Source organism: Granulicella sp. 5B5, from assembly GCF_014083945.1.
Taxonomy (GTDB): domain Bacteria; phylum Acidobacteriota; class Terriglobia; order Terriglobales; family Acidobacteriaceae; genus Granulicella.
This window is the reverse complement of sequence record NZ_CP046444.1, coordinates 3,601,664-3,619,493: the sequence shown is the minus strand read 5'-3', so window position 1 is coordinate 3,619,493 and position 17,830 is coordinate 3,601,664. Positions and strand designations below refer to the sequence as shown.

Genomic DNA, 17,830 nt, shown 5'->3' with positions numbered 1-17,830 from the left:
CTCGATCTCCTTCATCGTTCGTCGTACGTTATCTGCCGGAAGCAGGCAGTTCAGAGATGAGTCTGACGCATTGGCCCCAGACTCATCTCCATCAACCTCAGGTTCTAGCTCGATATCGCGGACCATTTGTGATGGGGGCCTGCGATGCGTTATGCCTTCGCGATTTCCATCACGATGCGTCCATCGATTTTGCCGGCCTTCATCTGGTCGAAGATATGGTTGATATCCTCGAGCGGCGCAGTCGTATACGTTACTTTGACCTTGCCTTCGGCCGCGAAGGCAAGGCATTCGGCGAGATCGGAGCGCGTTCCAACGATGGAGCCTCGAACTGTCTTGCCGTTGAGAACCATGTCAAAGATCGAAAGCGGGAAGTCTCCAGGTGGTAGCCCGCAAAGAGCCATCGTGCCGTGGCGACGCAGCAGATCCACGCCCAAAGCGAACGCCTTCGGCGAAACCGCGGTGACCAGCACCCCGTGAGCGCCGCCATCGGTCTCCTTGAGGATGCGCTTGGCGGCATCCGGTTCCAGCGCGTTCACGACGATATCGGCGCCCAACGATTTTGCGAGTTCCAACTTGTCCGCCGCGATATCGACAGCTGCTACATGCAGCCCCATGGCCTTGGCATATTGAACCGCGAGATGTCCTAAGCCACCAACGCCGGAGATAACGACCCATTGGCCGGGACGAGCTTCGGTCTGCTTAAGGCCTTTATAAACGGTCACCCCAGCACAAAGGATGGGTGCGACGGGGGTGAATTCCAGGTTGTCCGGTATATGTCCCACATAGTTCGGATCGACCAAGACGTACTCGGCGAAGCTGCCATTGACCGAATACCCTGCGTTCTTCTGAGCCTTGCACAGGGTTTCCCAGCCCGTCAGACAGAACTCGCAGTGACCGCATGCACTGTAAAGCCATGGAACGCCGATGCGGTCGCCTTCTTTCACAATACTGACCCCCGTGCCGACGGCTGCCACGTATCCGACTCCCTCGTGGCCGGGAATGAACGGAGGACTGGGCTTGACCGGCCAGTCGCCGGTGACCGCATGAAGATCGGTGTGACATACGCCGGTGGAGATCACTTTGAGAAGCGCTTGTCCGGGTCCAACTTCGGGAATCTCGACCTCTTCGATCATGAGGGGTTTACCGAATTCTCTCGCTACCGCTGCCTTCATTGTCTTTGCCATTTTCGTATCTCTTTCCTTGTCGAGTCCGAAACGGCACCTACGAACTATGCTTCCCGTTTGGAGTTGCGTGAACGGCTCGTTGCGTAACGTCCTAGTCTGTACTATTGACGTTTGCCGACTATCGCGCAGTGATGGCCGTCACGGTGGTACAGAGAACTGTTGTTACTCTTGCCTCTGGACCAGCAGCAGCGTCACGCATTCCGGGGATAGTTCGAAGAAGACTGGAGCCCCAGGCTTGAGATGGCAGCAGGCTCAGCCCACTTGGGGAACTCAAAAACCGCTGAACTAAATCGACGAACCCCATCGCCCAATCCGGTTCCCACTCCGTGGATGATGCAACTCATCCATGACCTTCAGTGATTGCCTTTATCGGAAGGCTTACCCACCCAGTGAATCGTCGCCGGTCTGCGGCTGTACCCCTCAGGCCAAGCTTTCGGATAGCCCATCACGATCGGAGCGACGACACAATCGGATTCCGGAATCCCGAGTTCCTTCTTCGTCGCCGGCAGATTGAACCATGGGCGCGCAGAACCGATCCAGCAGGTTCCGATTCCTGCATCGCGCGCCGCCAGCATCAAGGCAAACGCCGCCAGACAGGAATCCTCGTTGGCCTGCTTCTCAAACGACTTTGCGACTACCAACATCAACACCGGGGCGTAATACAGCAGCGAGAGTCCCGGATCAGAGAGATGTTGGCGCTGATCGACCGCGCCGGCCGTGGGATCGTGTGCCACCTTCTCGAGCAACCAGCTTTTCGCTCTGTCGGAGAGGCTATTGATCCGGTCGCGTCCCAGCACGACCCAGAACTCCCAGGGCTGCGTGTTGACCGCGCTCGGTGCGAGAATGGCGGCGTCGATGAGGGCCTGGATGATGGAAGGTTCCAGCGCCGCATCCTGATAGCTGCGTACCGAACGCCTGTTTTGTAGAGCTTCTCTAAATTCCATGACTTTCTCCACTACGCAGCGAGGATGTCGTCGGTCAGTCTGAATGAATCAGCCGAGTTTGAACGTCTCGCAAGAGTTCGATTCACGAAACCCTACATCACTCAGGGGAATCCCCGCTGTGACAGAGGTCACAGCGGGGGCCCCTCCTTCTTGTCTTTCTGCTATCGGGGAGTCGTCCTCATGCGCGCCTATGGACAGACCAAGATGGTGCGCGATCCTAGCAAATCATTGGATCCCGAGGTCAGCTAATAGTTTCGGTTTGGGCTCATCGACGGCGAGCAAGCTATGGCAGGTCGAGCAGTCGTTGGTGATACTCTTCCCAGCCTTTGTATTGTGACTGCCATCGTGGCAGCGGAAGCACCCCGGAGAGTCGTTGTGCCCAATATTATTGGGATGCGTACCCCACGTGACCTTCATGAAAGGGAAGACATTTCTGCTGTAGATAACGGCTAGCGTCTGCGCGGCCCGATCAATCTGTGCGTGTTGTCCGCTCCAGACAGCCGGGTACTGCGATCGATAAAAGTTCTTGAGGCCTGAGGTGATTTTGGAGTTCGCGTCTTCCTGGGAACTATAGGCTGCTTTGAGAAGAACGAGACTCTCCTTATGGACGAAGGGCAAGGACGCATTCGGACTGCCCGCCGCCATGTCCTTGTTCAGCGCTTGTTCTGGGGTGTCGAAGGAATGGGCTGCACGGTTGTGGCAGTCGATGCAGTCCATGACATGTTTTTGCCCCGCAATCGGCCCCTTTGCGTCGGTAGAAATGAACTCGGTAACAGAGCCATCGTCGTTCGTCTTGCCGACCCATGGAATTACCTGATGATTCGAATCCGTGGCGATATATTCGATCTTTCCAAGATGCGCGCCGTGAATACCGCTCAGATGCCCGAACTGGTCTTTGCCTCCCACATACATCATTACGAGCGAACGGGTCATCGAGTTCTTCTCGTCGTCACCATAGGAGGTCGTCACCAGGAGCTTATCCCCGATGTAATGATCTGCGTTGTGGCAGTTGAGACAGGTCGTACTTGCGGGCGGAAGCTTATCTCCCGCCATAATCGGTGTGGGATAGTTGTGGGCCACAACCATCACAAGTTGCTTGGTCCCGTTGACCTTGGCGTGGATAAACCCTGGGATCCCCGCCGCGATATGGCATTGCGTACAAGCGACGCCGGAATGATCGGAGACGGGGTAGGCGCTCCACTCCGGGGCCATGACATGGCATGCCTGGCCGCAGAAATTTGGCGTGTCCATGTAAGCAACACCACGATAAGTTGCGGTGCCCACGATCACAAAGTTGATGAATGTGGCAACGATCACAAAGTCGATGCCATGCCGGAACACCGGATCGTGAAGATCGATCTCCGGATAGATCGAAGGAACCTGGCCGATCGCCTTAAGATGCCTTTGTCTCCACAGCATTCCGATCGGGATGAGAATGAGGCCGAAGATAAAGACTCCGGGAAGGACCAGGTCGAAGATGATCCCCAGATAGGGGTTATCGGAACCTCCATGCCCGAAGATATCGACGACCCAGAACCCAATCAAGACGAGGGCGGAAGCGCTGGTAAGCGCCCCACCGATGAGGCTTATGCGGTTATTCCCATAGAAGAGGAAGGGCCGGAGCCAGTTCTTCTTGAATGTATCCAGGTCTGCCATCTCTACCTCTATTACTTCTGCAACGTGCGAATGTAGGCGATCAAATCCTTGATCTGCGGGTCAGTGAGTTTGCCCGAATACGCAGGCATCTTCCCTTTTCCATTCTTCGTTGCGGCAATCAGGTCCGCGTCGGAGGCCTTGACAAGATCGGGCGAGCTAAACGGCACCGCCTTCATGGCTTTTCCGGCCGGGGTATTTCCCGAACCATCGGCCGCGTGACACATCGCGCACTTCGACTTGTAGTTGTCGGCTCCTGAGCTCTGTGCAAGAGCAGTGCTCGCCGTCAATGCCACGACGATGCCGATAAGGGCAAGTTTGAATTGATTCGTCACGATGGATCTCCTTTTCCACTTCGTTGTGTCTCGAACCGCGAGAACGACCGGTCCTGTCTCTTCGTGTATCTACTTCCTCTGCAGTGTGCGGATGTAACCGACCACGTCTTTGATCTCTGTTTCTGTCAGCTTGCTCGAGTATGCTGGCATCTTCCCCTTCCCATTCTTTGTGTACCCGATGAAATCGGCGTCCGACATCTTGAGCATCACTGGAAATTTGAATGACGGCGTGGCCGTCGCCTTTCCTGCCGGCATGTTCCCGCTGCCGTCGGCGGCATGGCACATCGCGCACTTGGTTCTGTATGTGTTGGCTCCGGGTGCCTGCGCCAACCCCGCTGCCACGGTCGATGCGGCCGCCACGATGGCGATGAGTGCGGTCTGGATGCGATGCGTCAAGGTTCCATTTCCTTTCGAATTGGTTGCGTCCTGCTGCCGCAGACGATCAGAACTCATAGTGCATCCCGAGCGTGACGACATTGCTATGAAACGCTCTGGGCGATGTCGGCCCGATGGGGCCACCTTCTCCGTAGCCGTAGTAATTCCAGTCGCCCCTCCATATCCATCCCGGATGGACCGTCCAGGCGACGTTGGCATAAGGAGACTGGTACTGGGACTGGAGCGAGCCGGAAACCTGACGTGGATTGAGGAACTCCGTAGTGCCGCTTATGGCACTCATGCGGTATCCCACGCTGGAGCGTAACTTCGTTACCGGCGCGAGGGTGATGCCGATTGCCCCATACTGGGTGGGAGCGTCATAGTAGCCATTGCCCAGATAAGTATTGGTCCCACATCCTGTCCCCGAAGGAACGCCGACCGCCCCCGAGGGGACTGGTGTTGCGGTGTAGCACAAATCGGTTCGTGAAAAGAAATCGACATAGCCGTAGTTGAGTTCGACTCCATAGTGAACATTCGGCATCAGGGACGCGCCAAAGGTCACGCTCCGGCTGTGGTCCAGGTGGTCGACATATTGAACATTGTTACGCCGTTCAAGGTCGTTGAAAGCACCCGAGATCGTGGCCCAATCCTTTGGCTTGTAACTGGCGCGGACCTGATAGTGCTGGAGCGCTCGCGGACTGATCTGGGTGTAGGTCTTATCGGCGTAAGAGGCTTCAATACCTCCGTTCACCCGCCACCTCGGCGTTGGTCGCAAGGTGAATCCCAGAATCCCTCCGTTCTCGTGGATATCCAGCGTATACGCGGTACCGTTTGGTAAAGCGTCTGTCACTGCGGTCGAAGAACGGTCGATGGCGCGAGAGCGGTAGCGATAGCCGAGGGAAATGCTGGCCTCTGGAGAGGCCTGCCATGCCGCAGTCACCGTGTTAGTCTCGGTTTTTTGCCCGAGGAAGGCGCTGGCGGAAGTAACGGCGGGTGCCTGAGGTGCGCCGGGCGCGGCCAGCATGGAGGCGCCGGATTGGTCGACCTCGGACAAGGAGTTGTACGCTGGTTGGCGAAAATCCCAGAAATCGTACTGATCCGACAGGCTGAACTTTCCGGTGACCTGCCACACGAACCCATAGTCGGCCGAGACGTTCACTCGTTTTGCCGTCGAGTAACCTGTGGTGGTAGCCGCACGCAGCGTCGTCCTGGATTCGAGCCCGCTGAAGTATTCGCTGTAGTTGGGCAGGTTCATATTCGCCCCTGTGTAGCGAATAAGGCCGTTCATCCGAATATTCTTAATCGAGGCGCTCTGAAACCGGAACTCTTCGGTCGGAAACAATGTACGCGTTGGTTCATCTCGAGAGTACTGGAGATATCCGTTACATCCCGCATTCGCGGTTGCCGGTGTCGTTATGCTGCTGACAATCGGCGCTCCACCGGTGCAGCTTGGAACAGAGGTGTTGTCAAAACCGATGCTGACCGGGGTTCCGTTCGAGAGTTGGAGGTTCAGTCCGGCGAGCCGCCAGTTGGTGTCGCCTTTGTAGTGACTTATGTGCTCTTCAAAGGTCAATTGCGTTCTCGCGATGGGCTTCCAATCCACTGCGCCCGTCCAACTGTCCGTATTGTTGCGCCAATTCTGCAGCAATTGGGCTTCGGTTCCCATATGGATGGAGCTGTAACTCGGTCCCTCGCTGAGGTTCTGCGAATACCCCGCCCGGAAGCTGACCTTCGACAGTGGGAGGAGGGTCAGGTTCACGTCTGTCATTCGCCGGACTGTATTGAAGAGATGCGGAGAGTTCTCGACCTGCGGGAACGTATAGCCGTTCGACGTCACTCCTGCCGGAACCAGCGGGTTGTCGAACAAGTCGTAGTCCATGTATTGACGGTCGCGGCGGAAGAGGCCCTGAAAGTCATAGAGTTTCCCTTTGGATATGCGGAGCGTCACAAAGTTGTTCGGGTCGCCACCGTAACCGTTACTAGCAGCGAACAGCGTATCGAACAAAGGATGCTTCGTACCCGGAAGAGCATGCATCTCGTACGTTTGGCCGAGAACGCGCGGACCTGTCTGGAGATTGACCAGAGTATCGTACATGGCTGCACTTCCAGCCTGCTCGGCGATATGGCCGCCCAATTCGGTGGTTTGGTGAATTGTATAGCCGTCCTTCACCACCCCTTTCGGAACATCTCCGCTCTGCGCACAGGCGCCGATGGCGGTCAGCAGCAGAAATACGAGTCCTATTAACCCCGCAATACGCAGAACGCGTGTTCGGGAAATAAGTTCATCGGGCACCCAATCGAGGCAAATAAAGGTCATGGCGTTCCCTGCTCACTTGAAGAACTGCGGGCTCGCATTCGAGCCATGGATCTGTGTGTGGCAGTTTGTGCAGGCAACATATTGCGCTGCCTGGTTGTGGACGGGGCCTGTTGGTGAGACTGCATGTGGAAATGCGCCCATGTTCGTTCCCGAATGGCACTGCAGGCAAAGTGTGTTGATGTTGCTGACATTCAGGAGACGCGCGTTTGGCGACCCGTGCGGAGAGTGACACGTGGTGCAGCCTTCGGTCTTGATCACTGGATGCTCGTAGACAAACGGCCCCGCCGTTTCCGTGTGGCACTTGGTGCAGACAGCGTTTTGATCCGGAGTGGACTTGAGCTGCTTGTCCTCGAATGTGCCATGCGGGTCATGGCAATCGCTGCACTGCATCAGACCCTCATCCACTTTATGGTGAAAGGGTTGCGCGAATGCCGGTTTGACGTCGGTGTGGCAGGTATAGCAGAGCGTCGGCTGCGAAACCTTGAGCAGACTCGCCTCACTCGCAAAGCTGTGCACACTGTGGCAGCTGGTGCAGCTTAGGCCGGCCTTGCCATGGGGTGAGCGCTCGAAGTCGGGATGGGCTCCTTCATGACAACCTAAGCATGTAGCGTCGATCTGCTGAGCAGACGCCTGGCTGAACCGAAATATCTTTGTGATGTCGCCACCACTGTCGACGTGAGCCTTGCCCGGCCCATGGCAACTCTCGCAGGTCGCCCCCTTACCGTTATGCATCAAGGCCAGACGGGAGTGCGGATTCGTGCTGAATCTGTTAGCAACATCCGCGTGGCACGTGGCACAGGTCTCCGACCCAACGAAGTCAGCAGAATTGGGGGCGGCCATCTTTTGAGTCAAAGTGGCCCGCTGCTTCTTCCCGCTCGCAGCGTCGACTGATCCCGTTTCCCAGAGGCAGGGTATCAGCGCAATCAGCGCCACACATACGAGGAATCGCTTCATTCAGCCACCTACGGAAAGAGTCCGCACAGATTTTTGTTCGCCAATGTGCTACATGTTCCGTCTTCCGTCGAGTACTTGTTCGAGTTGAGCAAGCATAGAATGGCCCCCTTCTTTTCGCTGTGATGCGTGTCACAGTCGAGGATAAATTTTCACGACAGTAACTATCCTCCGGGGAAGCCAGTGAGACCGAGCGCGAATACGCCGGATAGCGGAATCACTTATCGGCTTCTCGACACGCCGTTGTGTCCGTTCAATGCCCACCGGATCGTAGGACCCTATGAGCGGCAATCGCAGCTTGCCCGAGACTCAATCCACCATCACCGCACGGCACTTGAGACTGGGTGTGCACACTTAGGCCGCGCCGCCTCAGGGAGCCTTCGAGCCCAACCCTGAGGGGCTTATTGAGAAAGCAACCTCCGCTCAAACAGACTTGCTCAACCCCGGTTTCTCGAGAGATCCTGAGAACCACATCGGCGAGCGTGCTTGTGAGCCCTTGGTGAAATCGCCTGCTGATCGTCTCCCGTGAGACGCCTCGTTTGAGATCGTCGACGATTTGCTCGAACAGTAAACCTGTTCCGATCTCAAAGCACTCGTCTTCTTTGATTGCGAAACGGTATTTATCGATGTCGATACCGTCTGAGCAACATGCTTCGAGCTCGATCGCGGCCTGGGCTTCAAAGTTCACCTTCGTGCGCAGGCCGATCAACGCCGCAACGGCGTCGAAGAGCCTGCCGCAGCTCGAGGTCAGGGGAGATCGAATACGACATTCCACCATGCGCCGTACTACTTTCATCTGATGAACAGAGACCCCTTCTAGGAATGGAATCGCTGCGTCAAGACGGTTTACCCCAGCATGATGCAAGTGAGCAACCGCCATTCGCCACGGCTCCTGAACGGCTTGCGCACCTCCCGGCATCGATACGTATTCGAGGTGGGCTGCCCGCCTGAACCCATCGAAGTCCGCGACCAGAACTTCCCCGCCCCAGACGTGGCCATCCGTCCCATAGCCCGTCCCATCGAGCACAACGCCAATCACCGGGCCGGTGAGATGGTTCTCGGCCATGCAACTGGCCACGTGCGCGTGATGGTGCTGCACGGCCACGATCTGGACGTCCTTTTGCTTCAAAGCCCATCCGGTAGAGAGGTAGCCAGAATGAAGATCGTGAGCGATCGCCGTAGGTTTCCATTCCAGGATGTCTTGGAGGTGAGACATCGACTCTTCAAAAGAGCGATAGGCCGCGAGGTTCTCTAGATCGCCGATGTGTTGCCCGAGAAACGCCTCCCTCCCCTTCGTCATGCAAACAGCATTCTTCAGCTCTCCTCCGACCGCAAGAACCGGCGGTAGTTCCGCCTTCAGACGAACAGGTGTGGGAACGTAGCCTCGCGAACGGCGCAGAACGGTCGTCCGTCCCTGAATACTTCGAACCACGGAATCATCGCAGCGCAGCAGAATATCCCGATTGTGAACGAGGAAGAGGTCGGCGACGCCCCGAAGTCGTGCAGTAGCTTCATCGTTATCGATACATATGGGCTCTTCGCTCAAGTTGGCACTGGTCATGACCAACGCGGCGAAGTTTCCACGCGCGAAGATCAGGTGGTGCACGGGGGTGTACGGGAGGAAGATTCCAAGATCGGGAATTCCCGGAGCGATCGTATTGGGAAGACGTGAGTCTCCGCGAGCGTGCATCAGCACAATCGCGCGCTCCACTGAAACGAGTGTGGCACGGTCCTCTGGACTGACTAAGCAAAACTGTTCCGCATGAAGCAGGTCAGGCACCATCACTGCAAGCGGTTTTTCAAAGCGCCTCTTCCGTCGTCGCAACGTCGCTATGGCCACCGCATTGGTTGCGTCCACGGAAAGATGGAATCCACCGAGCCCCTTGATGGCGACGATGCGGCCTGCCCTGAGAAACTCGATTGCTCGGTCGAGCGGATCGCCAACAACGACATCTGCCTTTGCATCCATCAATGTAAGCTGTGGGCCGCACTTCCAGCAGGCATTCGCCTGTGCGTGAAAGCGGCGGCTAAGTGGATCGTCATACTCGGCCCTGCAATCACGGCACATGGGAAACGCCGCCATCGAGGTATTGGGCCGGTCATAGGGAACGCGCCGCAGGATCGTAAACCGCGGTCCGCAGTTCGTGCAGTTGATGAAGGGATAGAGGTAGCGACGATCTGCCGGGTCGAACAGTTCGCGGAGGCAGTCAACGCAAGTGGCTGCATCTGGCGCAATCAGCGTATCCCCATGCCCACCGCTATGACTACTAACAATGGCAAAGACAGTCTCAGGCAAGAATGCGGCTTCTTCCACTGACACGGAGGTTATCCGCGCGAGTGGTGGTGCTTCGGACCGAAGTGCCTCGAGAAATTTGCCGAAAGCCGCCTGCGAACCCTGTACCTCAATGGCCACGCCGGAGCCAGTGTTCTTCACCTGCCCGGTAAGTCCATAGCGGTTTGCTAAACGATACACATGCGGCCGAAATCCAACCCCTTGCACCCTGCCACAGACGAATATCTTTCTGCGCGCCTTCACGCTATGCCCTTGCGGCGCAAATGCGCTGTAGCGCGGTTTCGCGGCGGCGAGATAGGCAGGTCCGCCACTCCTCAAGCCCCTGGCCAGTCGCGCAGGATAGTTCGAGAATCTCAATGCCTGGATGGACCAGCCGGGCGTTGGCTCGAGCCTCCTCCATCTTGAAGGGGACGTGTGGCAATAGATCGACCTTAGTCAATACGAGCAGCTCCGACTTGGCAAAGATAGACGGATACTTGAGAGGCTTGTCCTCGCCTTCGGTAACACTCAAGAGAACGATCTTCGCCTCCTCTCCAAGGTCATAACTCGATGGGCAGACCAGATTGCCCACGTTCTCAATAAACAGCAGGTCGATGGCATCGAGCGACCAGCGCTCCAGAGCGCGTTCGATCATCTTGCCGTCGAGATGGCAGACGCCTCCTGTCGTGATCTGCTGCACCGGGAAGCCATAGCGGGCCAGACGTTTGGCGTCGTTCTCCGTCTGCAAGTCGCCAGTCAGAACGGCGACTCGTTCTTCCGGGCGGAAACCGCCAAGCGTCTGTTCAAGCAGCGTCGTCTTCCCTGAACCCGGTGAACTAATGAGATTGAGGCATAGCGTTCCATGGTCTTCAAAACGATCCCGCAGAGACGCGGCAATGCGCTGATTCTCACTTAGCACTTTCTTTTCCACCGGGATGACGGTCATGGTTCCTCCACTTCAACGTAAGCCAGATCCAACTCTTCACCACCAACCAATACCGACGTCTCCGAGCCGCAACGGGAGCAGGGATCGCTGTAGAGAGCGGTTACGAACACCTCGTCGCAGTCCAGACAGCGGTTGCGCCGCGGACAGCTCTGAATTTCGAAATCGACGTCATCCAGCTCCGTGCCTTGGGTAAGAGCAGTGAGGGCAAAGCGCAATGCATCGCAATCCACTCCGGCGAGCGCCCCGATCCGGATACCGACACGAACCAACTTCGATCCTGCGACGCGTGCGGCTTCTGTCTGGCCGGCTTCGATGATCGAGTTGGCAATCCCAATCTCATGCATAGCGTCAGCAAATCCGTGGCAACGGATCGTTGGCGAGCATGTCCACGATCCTGACGGCGCCCAGTGCTGTGCGCATGGTGAGCAAACCAGGATTTTCGCTCGTGACCCTGCCAATGATGCTGGCTTCCCTGCCCAGGGGATGCCGTTGCATTGCAGCCAACAGTTGACCGGCATCTTCGGGAGCACTGATCGCCAATAGCTTGCCCTCGTTCGCAATGTAGAGAGGATCTAATCCCAGCAACTCGCAGGCCCCGCGGACCTCATCCCGAACCGGAATGGCTCTTTCTTCTAGCTGGATCCCGACTCTGGAGCTTTGTGCGATCTCATTGCAGGAGCTGGCGACACCGCCGCGAGTCGGATCGCGCATGCAACGAATCGTCGCTCCGGTCGCCAACATCTCTGCGACGAGCGAATGCAATGACGCGGAATCGCTCACAATGTCCGTCTCGAAGGAGAGCCCTTCCCGTTCCGCAAGGATCGCAATACCGTGGTCTCCTATCGGTCCGCTGAGCAATACCAGATCTCCAGGTTTCGCCTGGTCAGCCGACAGGGGCAACGTGGTTGCTACGAGCCCGATTCCGGCCGTATTGATGAATAAGCCGTCACAGCTGCCCTTTTCGACTACTTTCGTATCGCCGGTGACGATCTGCACGCCGGCCTGCAGGGCAGCTTCCCGCATCGAGGCGACCACCTTACGCAAGCTCTCAAGGGGAAATCCTTCCTCAAGGATGAACGCGGCGCTAAGAAAGAGCGGCGTCGCGCCGCCTACCGCAAGATCGTTCACAGTGCCATGAACGGCGAGGGAACCGATGTCGCCGCCACGGAAGAAGAGCGGTTTGACGACGAAAGAGTCTGTCGTAAATGCGAGCCTTGCACTACCTAGGTCGAGGATCGCCTGGTCATCGGCCCTGCCGAGGATAGAGTTGCTGAATGCAGGAAGAAATACGTCTCGGAACAGATCGGCTGAAAGCTTGCCGCCGCCGCCATGCCCCAGCAGGACGGTCTCTTTATCAACAATAGGGAGAGGACAGTTTAGGGGACTCATTGGATAGCCACCAAGCTGTGCCGACGGTACTGGTAATACGCAGAACATGCGCCTTCGGAAGAGACCATCGGTGCGCCGAGCGGACTGGCTGGTGTGCAGACCGTGCCAAATGCAGAACAGTCGGTCGGCTTTTTCAAGCCTTTGAGTATCTCCGCGCTGATGCAAACCGAAGGCGCCTCTACCGGGAGTACATTCAGATCGAAGACTTTGTCCGCGTCCCAGGCGGCAAACTTCTCGCGCAGCCGGAGACCGCTTTGGGGAATCTCTCCGAGGCCGCGCCAAGACTGATCCGCAACTTCGAAGATCTCTCCAAGGATGCGCTGCGCCTCGAGATTCCCGCGATAGCTCACGGAACGGGCATACTCATTGGCGAACGCGGGCCGGCCTTCCTCAAGCATGGTCACCAGCGCGAGAATGGCTTGTAACAGATCGACCGGCTCAAATCCACCGACGACGATCGGCACATGGAACTCCTGCACGAGATCCGCATAGTCCGCGCAGCCGACGATCGTACAGACATGTCCCGGCGCAATAAAGCCCTGCACGCGGTTGTCGGGCGAAGCCGCCAAACCACGGATCGCCGGAGGCACAAGAACGTGGGAGGCGAGCAGAAAGAAGTTATCCAGTCTCTCGCGATGCGCCTGGTATACGGCCATGGCGTTCGCGGGAGCGGTGGTCTCAAACCCGACAGCCAGGAAGACCACCTTGCGATCTGGATAAAGCCGCGCAACTCTCAGCGCATCGAGCGGCGAATAGACCATGCGCACGTCTGCGCCGCGTGCCTTTGCGGAGAAGAGGTCTGTCTTTGTGCCGGGAACACGCAGCAAGTCTCCATAGGAGACCAGGATCACGTCATCGCGTTGCGCAAGCTCAATGGCGCGATCGAGAATGCTCGCCGGCGTAACGCATACCGGACAGCCCGGGCCATGCACCAGCTCGATCCAAGACGGAAGTAATTCATCCAGCCCATAACGCATGATGGTGTGGGTCTGTCCCCCGCAGATCTCCATCAAGACCCAGGGCCGGGTCGTCTTTTGTCTAATCTCCCGCAGCAGGCCCTGCGCCAGCTGGTTGTCGCGGTATTCATCCACGTACTTCATGGTAACCCTCCGCGTCTTCAGCCTCTTCGCCCGGTGGGAGCTCGCCCTCGAGCATCCCCATCTGTTCCAATGCCCGATAGGTCTGTTCGGCTTCTTCCGCGTCCACGCGGCTGATGGCAAAGCCAACGTGCACCATCACGTAATCCCCGACGACAACCTCCGGAACAAAGTCGAGAGATACGGGCTGCACTACGCCGGCGAACTGCACGCGCCCGATACGCAGAGCGTTTTCGGTTCCGATCGAGATGACTTTTCCGGGAATGGCAAGGCACATCGAACACCTCCCTATAATGCGGCCAAGGACAGACTCGCTAAGGCGCTGAACGCACGGATCTCTTCCCCCCACTGTGTGATCTGTCGGAACGCAGCTTCGACTAGGTCAGTCTGCGCAGTCGCAATCGCTGGAGTGAGTTCCGTTCCCCAATCCGTAGAATCAGGCTGTACGCCCAAAAGAACCACCTCAATCGGAGAAGCTCCCATCAGGCGCAGGACATCCATCAGGTCTGCGAATCCGAGAAGGTGAACGCTCTTGGATGTGGGCAGCCCCGCAAGTTCATCACCGGAAAATTGCGTCACCGTTCCCGGGGCGACACCACTATCGACTGCATCCATCACCAACAGGTGCGAGATGCCATGGACGGCGTGCAAGAGGTCGAGGCCGAGCGTTCCGCCTTCGATCACTTCGATCCCCTGTGGAAACCGATCGTCGTCCGCCAGCCGGCGTGCGGCGAGCATACCAATCGCGTCATCGGTGCGCATCAGGTTCCCGAGGCCCAGAACACGGATTTGGAGGGGTTCCGTGCAGCTCATCGTCCGTACTCCCCCAGAAGATCCTGAGAAGAGATCAAGTGGGCGAATGTTGCCATGCGTCTCCAAGCCATTCATCAGATCACCAGCGCTTTCCTGCCGTAGTTGTCTCCATTCGCCTGCACCACATGCACGGCGCAGGCCATGCACGGATCAAAGGAGTGCACCGTACGGAGAACTTCCAACGGTCTCTCGGGGTCGATCAAGGGCGTGCCTAGGAGCGCAGACTCGTACGCTCCTCGCTGGCCCTGTGCGTCGCGAGGCCCAGCATTCCAGGTCGAAGGAACGACTGCTTGATAGTTCACAATCTTTTTATTCTCGATCTCAACCCAATGCCCCAGCGAACCCCGCGGCGCCTCGTGGAACCCGAAGCCCTGACAGGACTTCGGCCAGCTATTCGGATTCCACTTCTGTCCGTTGTGAATAACGACATCTCCATGAGACATGTTGTCGTCCAGCTGGGCGACCCAGCCGGAAAGACGACCTACCATAATCTCTGCCTCGATCGCCCGCGCCGCAATGCGTCCCATGGTGGAATAGAGAGCAGACGGCGGCAGGCTGAGCTTCGCGAGCGCAGCATCGACGATTTTCTTAACCTGGTCATCGCCGGACGCGTATGCGACTAGCGTTCTCGCCAGAGGACCCACCTCCATCGGCACGCCGTCGTACCGGGGCGATTTCACCCAAGAGTATTTTGCATCCGTGTTCAGAAACTCAAAAGGCGGTTTCGGCCCACTGTACCGAGGATTGGTTTCCCCTTGCGATGGGTGTTTCGCCACCAGATCCCCTTCTGTGTAGGTGTACCAGGAGTGCGTCACGAACTCCGAGACGTGCTGGGGATCGAGAGGATGCACGGTCGAGAGATCGCGCCCGCGAATAATCCCGCGCGGAATCATGAATCCGGCCGGGTCTTTGACACTGCCATTGGCGTAATCCCCGTAGACCATGTAATTGCCAATGCCTTGCCCGTACTGGAACCATTCCTTGTAGAAGCCGGCGATGGCCAGCACGTCAGGCATATAGACCTGCTGCACGAAGGCCCGAGCATTCGTGATCAGCTGGTTGAGAAGCGTGATGCGTTCGGGGTTGATCACCGCATCCGGTTCATTTCCATCCATGGCTGTCGCCATGCCGCCAACCAAATACGTCTGCGGATGCGGATTCTTGCCGCCGAGAACAGCCTGCACGCGGGCGAATTCCCGCTGCACATCCAGCGCTTCGATGTAGTGTGCGACCGCGAGCAGGTTTACCTCGGGCGGCAACTTGTATGCCGGATGCCCCCAGTCTCCACTGCTGAAGAGGCTGAGTTGATTGCTCGCGACCAAGGCCTTGACCCGGTCCTGCACCCCTTTGAAGTAGGTCGCGCTCGACTTCGGCCAGTCGGAGATGGATTGCGCGATCTGAGAGGTCTTCGCCGGATCGGCTTTCAGCGCGAGGGTTACATCCACCCAGTCCAGCGCGTGCAAGTGATAGAAGTGGATGATGTGGTCGTGAACGTTCTGCGTGCCGGCAATGATGTTGCGAACGATGTTCGCGTTTTCCGGCACCTCGATTCCGAGCGCGTCCTCGACCGCTCGTACCGATGCCAGCGCATGCACGGTCGTGCATACACCGCAGATGCGCTGAGCCCATATCCAGGCCTCGCGCGGATCCCGTCCTCGCAGGATCTGCTCGATTCCCCGGAACATCGTCCCTGAACTCCAGGCGTCGGTGACCTTATTACCCTCGACCTCGACCTCGATGCGAAGGTGGCCTTCAATCCGCGTCACAGGATCAACCACAACACGTGCCATCTTTTACTCCTACTTCTCCGCAGATCCTGCCGGCTTATCCACTCCAGCGAAGTGGGTTGAGAGACGAGGCGCACTTCACTCTGGTGATCTTCGAAGACTCCAGTGGGTATTGCCATGTGACGCTAGTGAGAAATGTATTCCTGCGAAGATCCTTTTGTATGTGATTCCTGTCACATCCCAGTTGATTTTGTTGGTAGCTTCAGACGCTCTTCGTGCACCATCCACTGTTCAACGCAACAGCAGGATGGCTGCGCCGGCGAGCGAAAGGTCCTTCAACATGTGCGCAAACTCACTAAGCCGCAAATACGAATCGGTTTCGTTCCAGAATCGATGGAGGAAGAACGGAGCTGGAAAGATAATGCCGAAGAGCAAGGCCGGCCCGATCCAATCATGCCAGTCGAAAAGCACGAAGAGACCGCCCGTGACCATCATCACGACAGTCAGGACGGTGGCCGCCCGTGGCAACGGCACGCCTTTCCGCTTGAGCAGCGCGGAATGTTCGCGAAAGTTGAGGAGATGGCTCATGCCCATCGCGATGAAATAACTGACGAAGAGTATTCGTCCCAGCAATACAAGCGGAAAAGGCAAATGCATACGCACAGACTCCCTCATGGTGACAATGGCAAGACGCTGTCCTTTAAAAAACGATTTTGCTTCTCAGGTCCGGCGCCACGAGGTCGATGCGGCGGGAGAGTTCCGGCAGATGGCAGGTTGGCACACGCGGAAAGAGATGATGCTCGATGTGCAGGAACATGTTGAACGTGAGGGCGTTCTTGATGCGATTATGTAGCGTTCGCGCCAGATGGTGCGTCCGATCGCAATGGTGATGGACGGTCCACACTGCGAAGAAGGCAGTCATGCATTGACCGACCAGCATAGCGCTCACGTGATACCGCAGGACACTGCTATGCAAGACGCCGAAGACCAACACGATCCAGAACGCGCTCAACAATAGTTCACCCCAGACGATTCTGCGCAATCTTTTGTTGCCATAGCGGAGCGCAGTCGCGTGCAAGAGAACAGGAAATATCGGCCCATAGAGCAGCGCGCGCCACGCCGGCATCTCCGCACTCCGTCCTTCCACATCGCCTTCGCTCAAGTTGAGCTTGTGGTGGCGCAGATGGTTGAACTGCACTGCGTGCATCGAGCCGAGCATGACCAGGCTCATGATCCAGAGCACCGTGTCCGTGGTTCGGCGAGACAATCCGAGCGCGGAGTGAAAGGCATTGTGGACAAGCCGCAGACCTGTCAGAAAGAAAAAGAACGAGCACCCAAGCGCGATGACATAGTGCCCGAACCCTGCTAGGACCAGCGAGACGGCAAGCCACGCCGCGGGCAAGAGAGGCTCGGCGAAGACCTCCAGACGATGCACAGTCACCAGATCACGCCACTCAACGGACTTAAGCCTTGGGTCGTGAAAGACAACTGGCAACGGCGAGGGTCCAGGTTGATCCCCGATAAAAGTTCTGCTCTTCTCCGAAAGATGCTGACGGTCTGCGGTCCATCCCCTCCACGCACGCTGCGCCATCGCTTCCCCCACGTTGAGTTAGGACACGCTCTATCTATAGCAGTGAAATTTGTTTTGGTATGTGACGCCTATCACAGCGCCGGACGCGATGGAAGATCAATAATGTCGCCAGCCTTGCTACTCGCTACTCGAGTAACGCAATACTCTGCCAGATCCAAAAGGAGGTTCCTCCTCATGCTCGGAACAGAACGCTCTCACTGGCGGCGCTTGGCTTCCCTACCCTCTCTTCTCATCGA

17 protein-coding genes are annotated in these 17,830 nt (G+C 57.3%); all 17 read right to left on the bottom strand.

Annotated features, from left to right (window positions below):
* Positions 1-149: 149 nt before the first annotated feature.
* The 17 genes from adhP to GOB94_RS15275 all read right to left on the bottom strand — a co-directional run bounded on the left by adhP (position 150) and on the right by GOB94_RS15275 (position 17,594).
* Positions 150-1,184: an alcohol dehydrogenase AdhP gene (gene adhP / locus GOB94_RS15355; RefSeq protein ID WP_182276721.1), complete on the bottom strand. Its 1,035-nt coding sequence runs from the start codon at positions 1,182-1,184 to the stop codon at positions 150-152.
* Between the two features lie 353 nt (positions 1,185-1,537).
* Positions 1,538-2,128, bottom strand: a complete 591-nt coding sequence (locus GOB94_RS15350; RefSeq protein WP_182276720.1) for a nitroreductase family protein — start codon at positions 2,126-2,128, stop codon at positions 1,538-1,540.
* A 225-nt stretch (positions 2,129-2,353) separates the two neighbouring features.
* Entirely contained in the window at positions 2,354-3,784 is a 1,431-nt protein-coding gene (locus GOB94_RS15345; protein WP_182276719.1) for a NapC/NirT family cytochrome c, read from the bottom strand.
* An 11-nt stretch (positions 3,785-3,795) separates the two neighbouring features.
* Complete coding sequence (locus GOB94_RS15340) at positions 3,796-4,116, bottom strand: cytochrome c (RefSeq protein ID WP_182276718.1); 321 nt, start codon at positions 4,114-4,116, stop codon at positions 3,796-3,798.
* Between the two features lie 69 nt (positions 4,117-4,185).
* Complete coding sequence (locus tag GOB94_RS15335; protein WP_182276717.1) at positions 4,186-4,512, bottom strand: cytochrome c; 327 nt, start codon at positions 4,510-4,512, stop codon at positions 4,186-4,188.
* A 46-nt stretch (positions 4,513-4,558) separates the two neighbouring features.
* Positions 4,559-6,808, bottom strand: coding sequence for a hypothetical protein (locus GOB94_RS15330; protein WP_182276716.1), 2,250 nt, complete (start codon positions 6,806-6,808; stop codon positions 4,559-4,561).
* A gap of 12 nt (positions 6,809-6,820) precedes the next feature.
* On the bottom strand, positions 6,821-7,762 hold the full coding sequence (locus GOB94_RS15325) for a DmsE family decaheme c-type cytochrome (protein WP_182276715.1): 942 nt from the start codon (positions 7,760-7,762) through the stop codon (positions 6,821-6,823).
* Between the two features lie 250 nt (positions 7,763-8,012).
* On the bottom strand, positions 8,013-10,232 hold the full coding sequence (hypF, locus tag GOB94_RS15320; protein ID WP_255484437.1) for a carbamoyltransferase HypF: 2,220 nt from the start codon (positions 10,230-10,232) through the stop codon (positions 8,013-8,015).
* A gap of 64 nt (positions 10,233-10,296) precedes the next feature.
* A complete protein-coding gene (gene hypB / locus GOB94_RS15315; protein ID WP_182276713.1) occupies positions 10,297-10,977 on the bottom strand; it encodes a hydrogenase nickel incorporation protein HypB in 681 nt (226 codons plus the stop codon).
* Positions 10,974-11,321: a hydrogenase maturation nickel metallochaperone HypA gene (locus tag GOB94_RS15310; RefSeq protein WP_182276712.1), complete on the bottom strand. Its 348-nt coding sequence runs from the start codon at positions 11,319-11,321 to the stop codon at positions 10,974-10,976. Before GOB94_RS15310 ends, hypB begins: the two co-directional genes overlap by 4 nt.
* A gap of 4 nt (positions 11,322-11,325) precedes the next feature.
* Positions 11,326-12,366: a hydrogenase expression/formation protein HypE gene (gene hypE, locus GOB94_RS15305; RefSeq protein WP_182276711.1), complete on the bottom strand. Its 1,041-nt coding sequence runs from the start codon at positions 12,364-12,366 to the stop codon at positions 11,326-11,328.
* A complete protein-coding gene (hypD, locus tag GOB94_RS15300; protein WP_182276710.1) occupies positions 12,363-13,466 on the bottom strand; it encodes a hydrogenase formation protein HypD in 1,104 nt (367 codons plus the stop codon). Before hypD ends, hypE begins: the two co-directional genes overlap by 4 nt.
* Positions 13,450-13,740, bottom strand: coding sequence for a HypC/HybG/HupF family hydrogenase formation chaperone (locus GOB94_RS15295; RefSeq protein ID WP_182276709.1), 291 nt, complete (start codon positions 13,738-13,740; stop codon positions 13,450-13,452). Before GOB94_RS15295 ends, hypD begins: the two co-directional genes overlap by 17 nt.
* A gap of 11 nt (positions 13,741-13,751) precedes the next feature.
* On the bottom strand, positions 13,752-14,225 hold the full coding sequence (locus GOB94_RS15290; protein ID WP_220464945.1) for a hydrogenase maturation protease: 474 nt from the start codon (positions 14,223-14,225) through the stop codon (positions 13,752-13,754).
* A 125-nt stretch (positions 14,226-14,350) separates the two neighbouring features.
* Positions 14,351-16,066 carry a nickel-dependent hydrogenase large subunit gene (locus tag GOB94_RS15285; protein ID WP_182276707.1) on the bottom strand — a complete coding sequence of 572 codons (1,716 nt, stop codon included), beginning with the start codon at positions 16,064-16,066 and terminating at the stop codon, positions 14,351-14,353.
* 228 nt (positions 16,067-16,294) lie between these two features.
* Complete coding sequence (locus tag GOB94_RS15280) at positions 16,295-16,660, bottom strand: DoxX family protein (protein WP_182276706.1); 366 nt, start codon at positions 16,658-16,660, stop codon at positions 16,295-16,297.
* A 43-nt stretch (positions 16,661-16,703) separates the two neighbouring features.
* Positions 16,704-17,594, bottom strand: coding sequence for a fatty acid desaturase (locus GOB94_RS15275; RefSeq protein ID WP_182276705.1), 891 nt, complete (start codon positions 17,592-17,594; stop codon positions 16,704-16,706).
* Between the last annotated feature and the right edge of the window lie 236 nt (positions 17,595-17,830).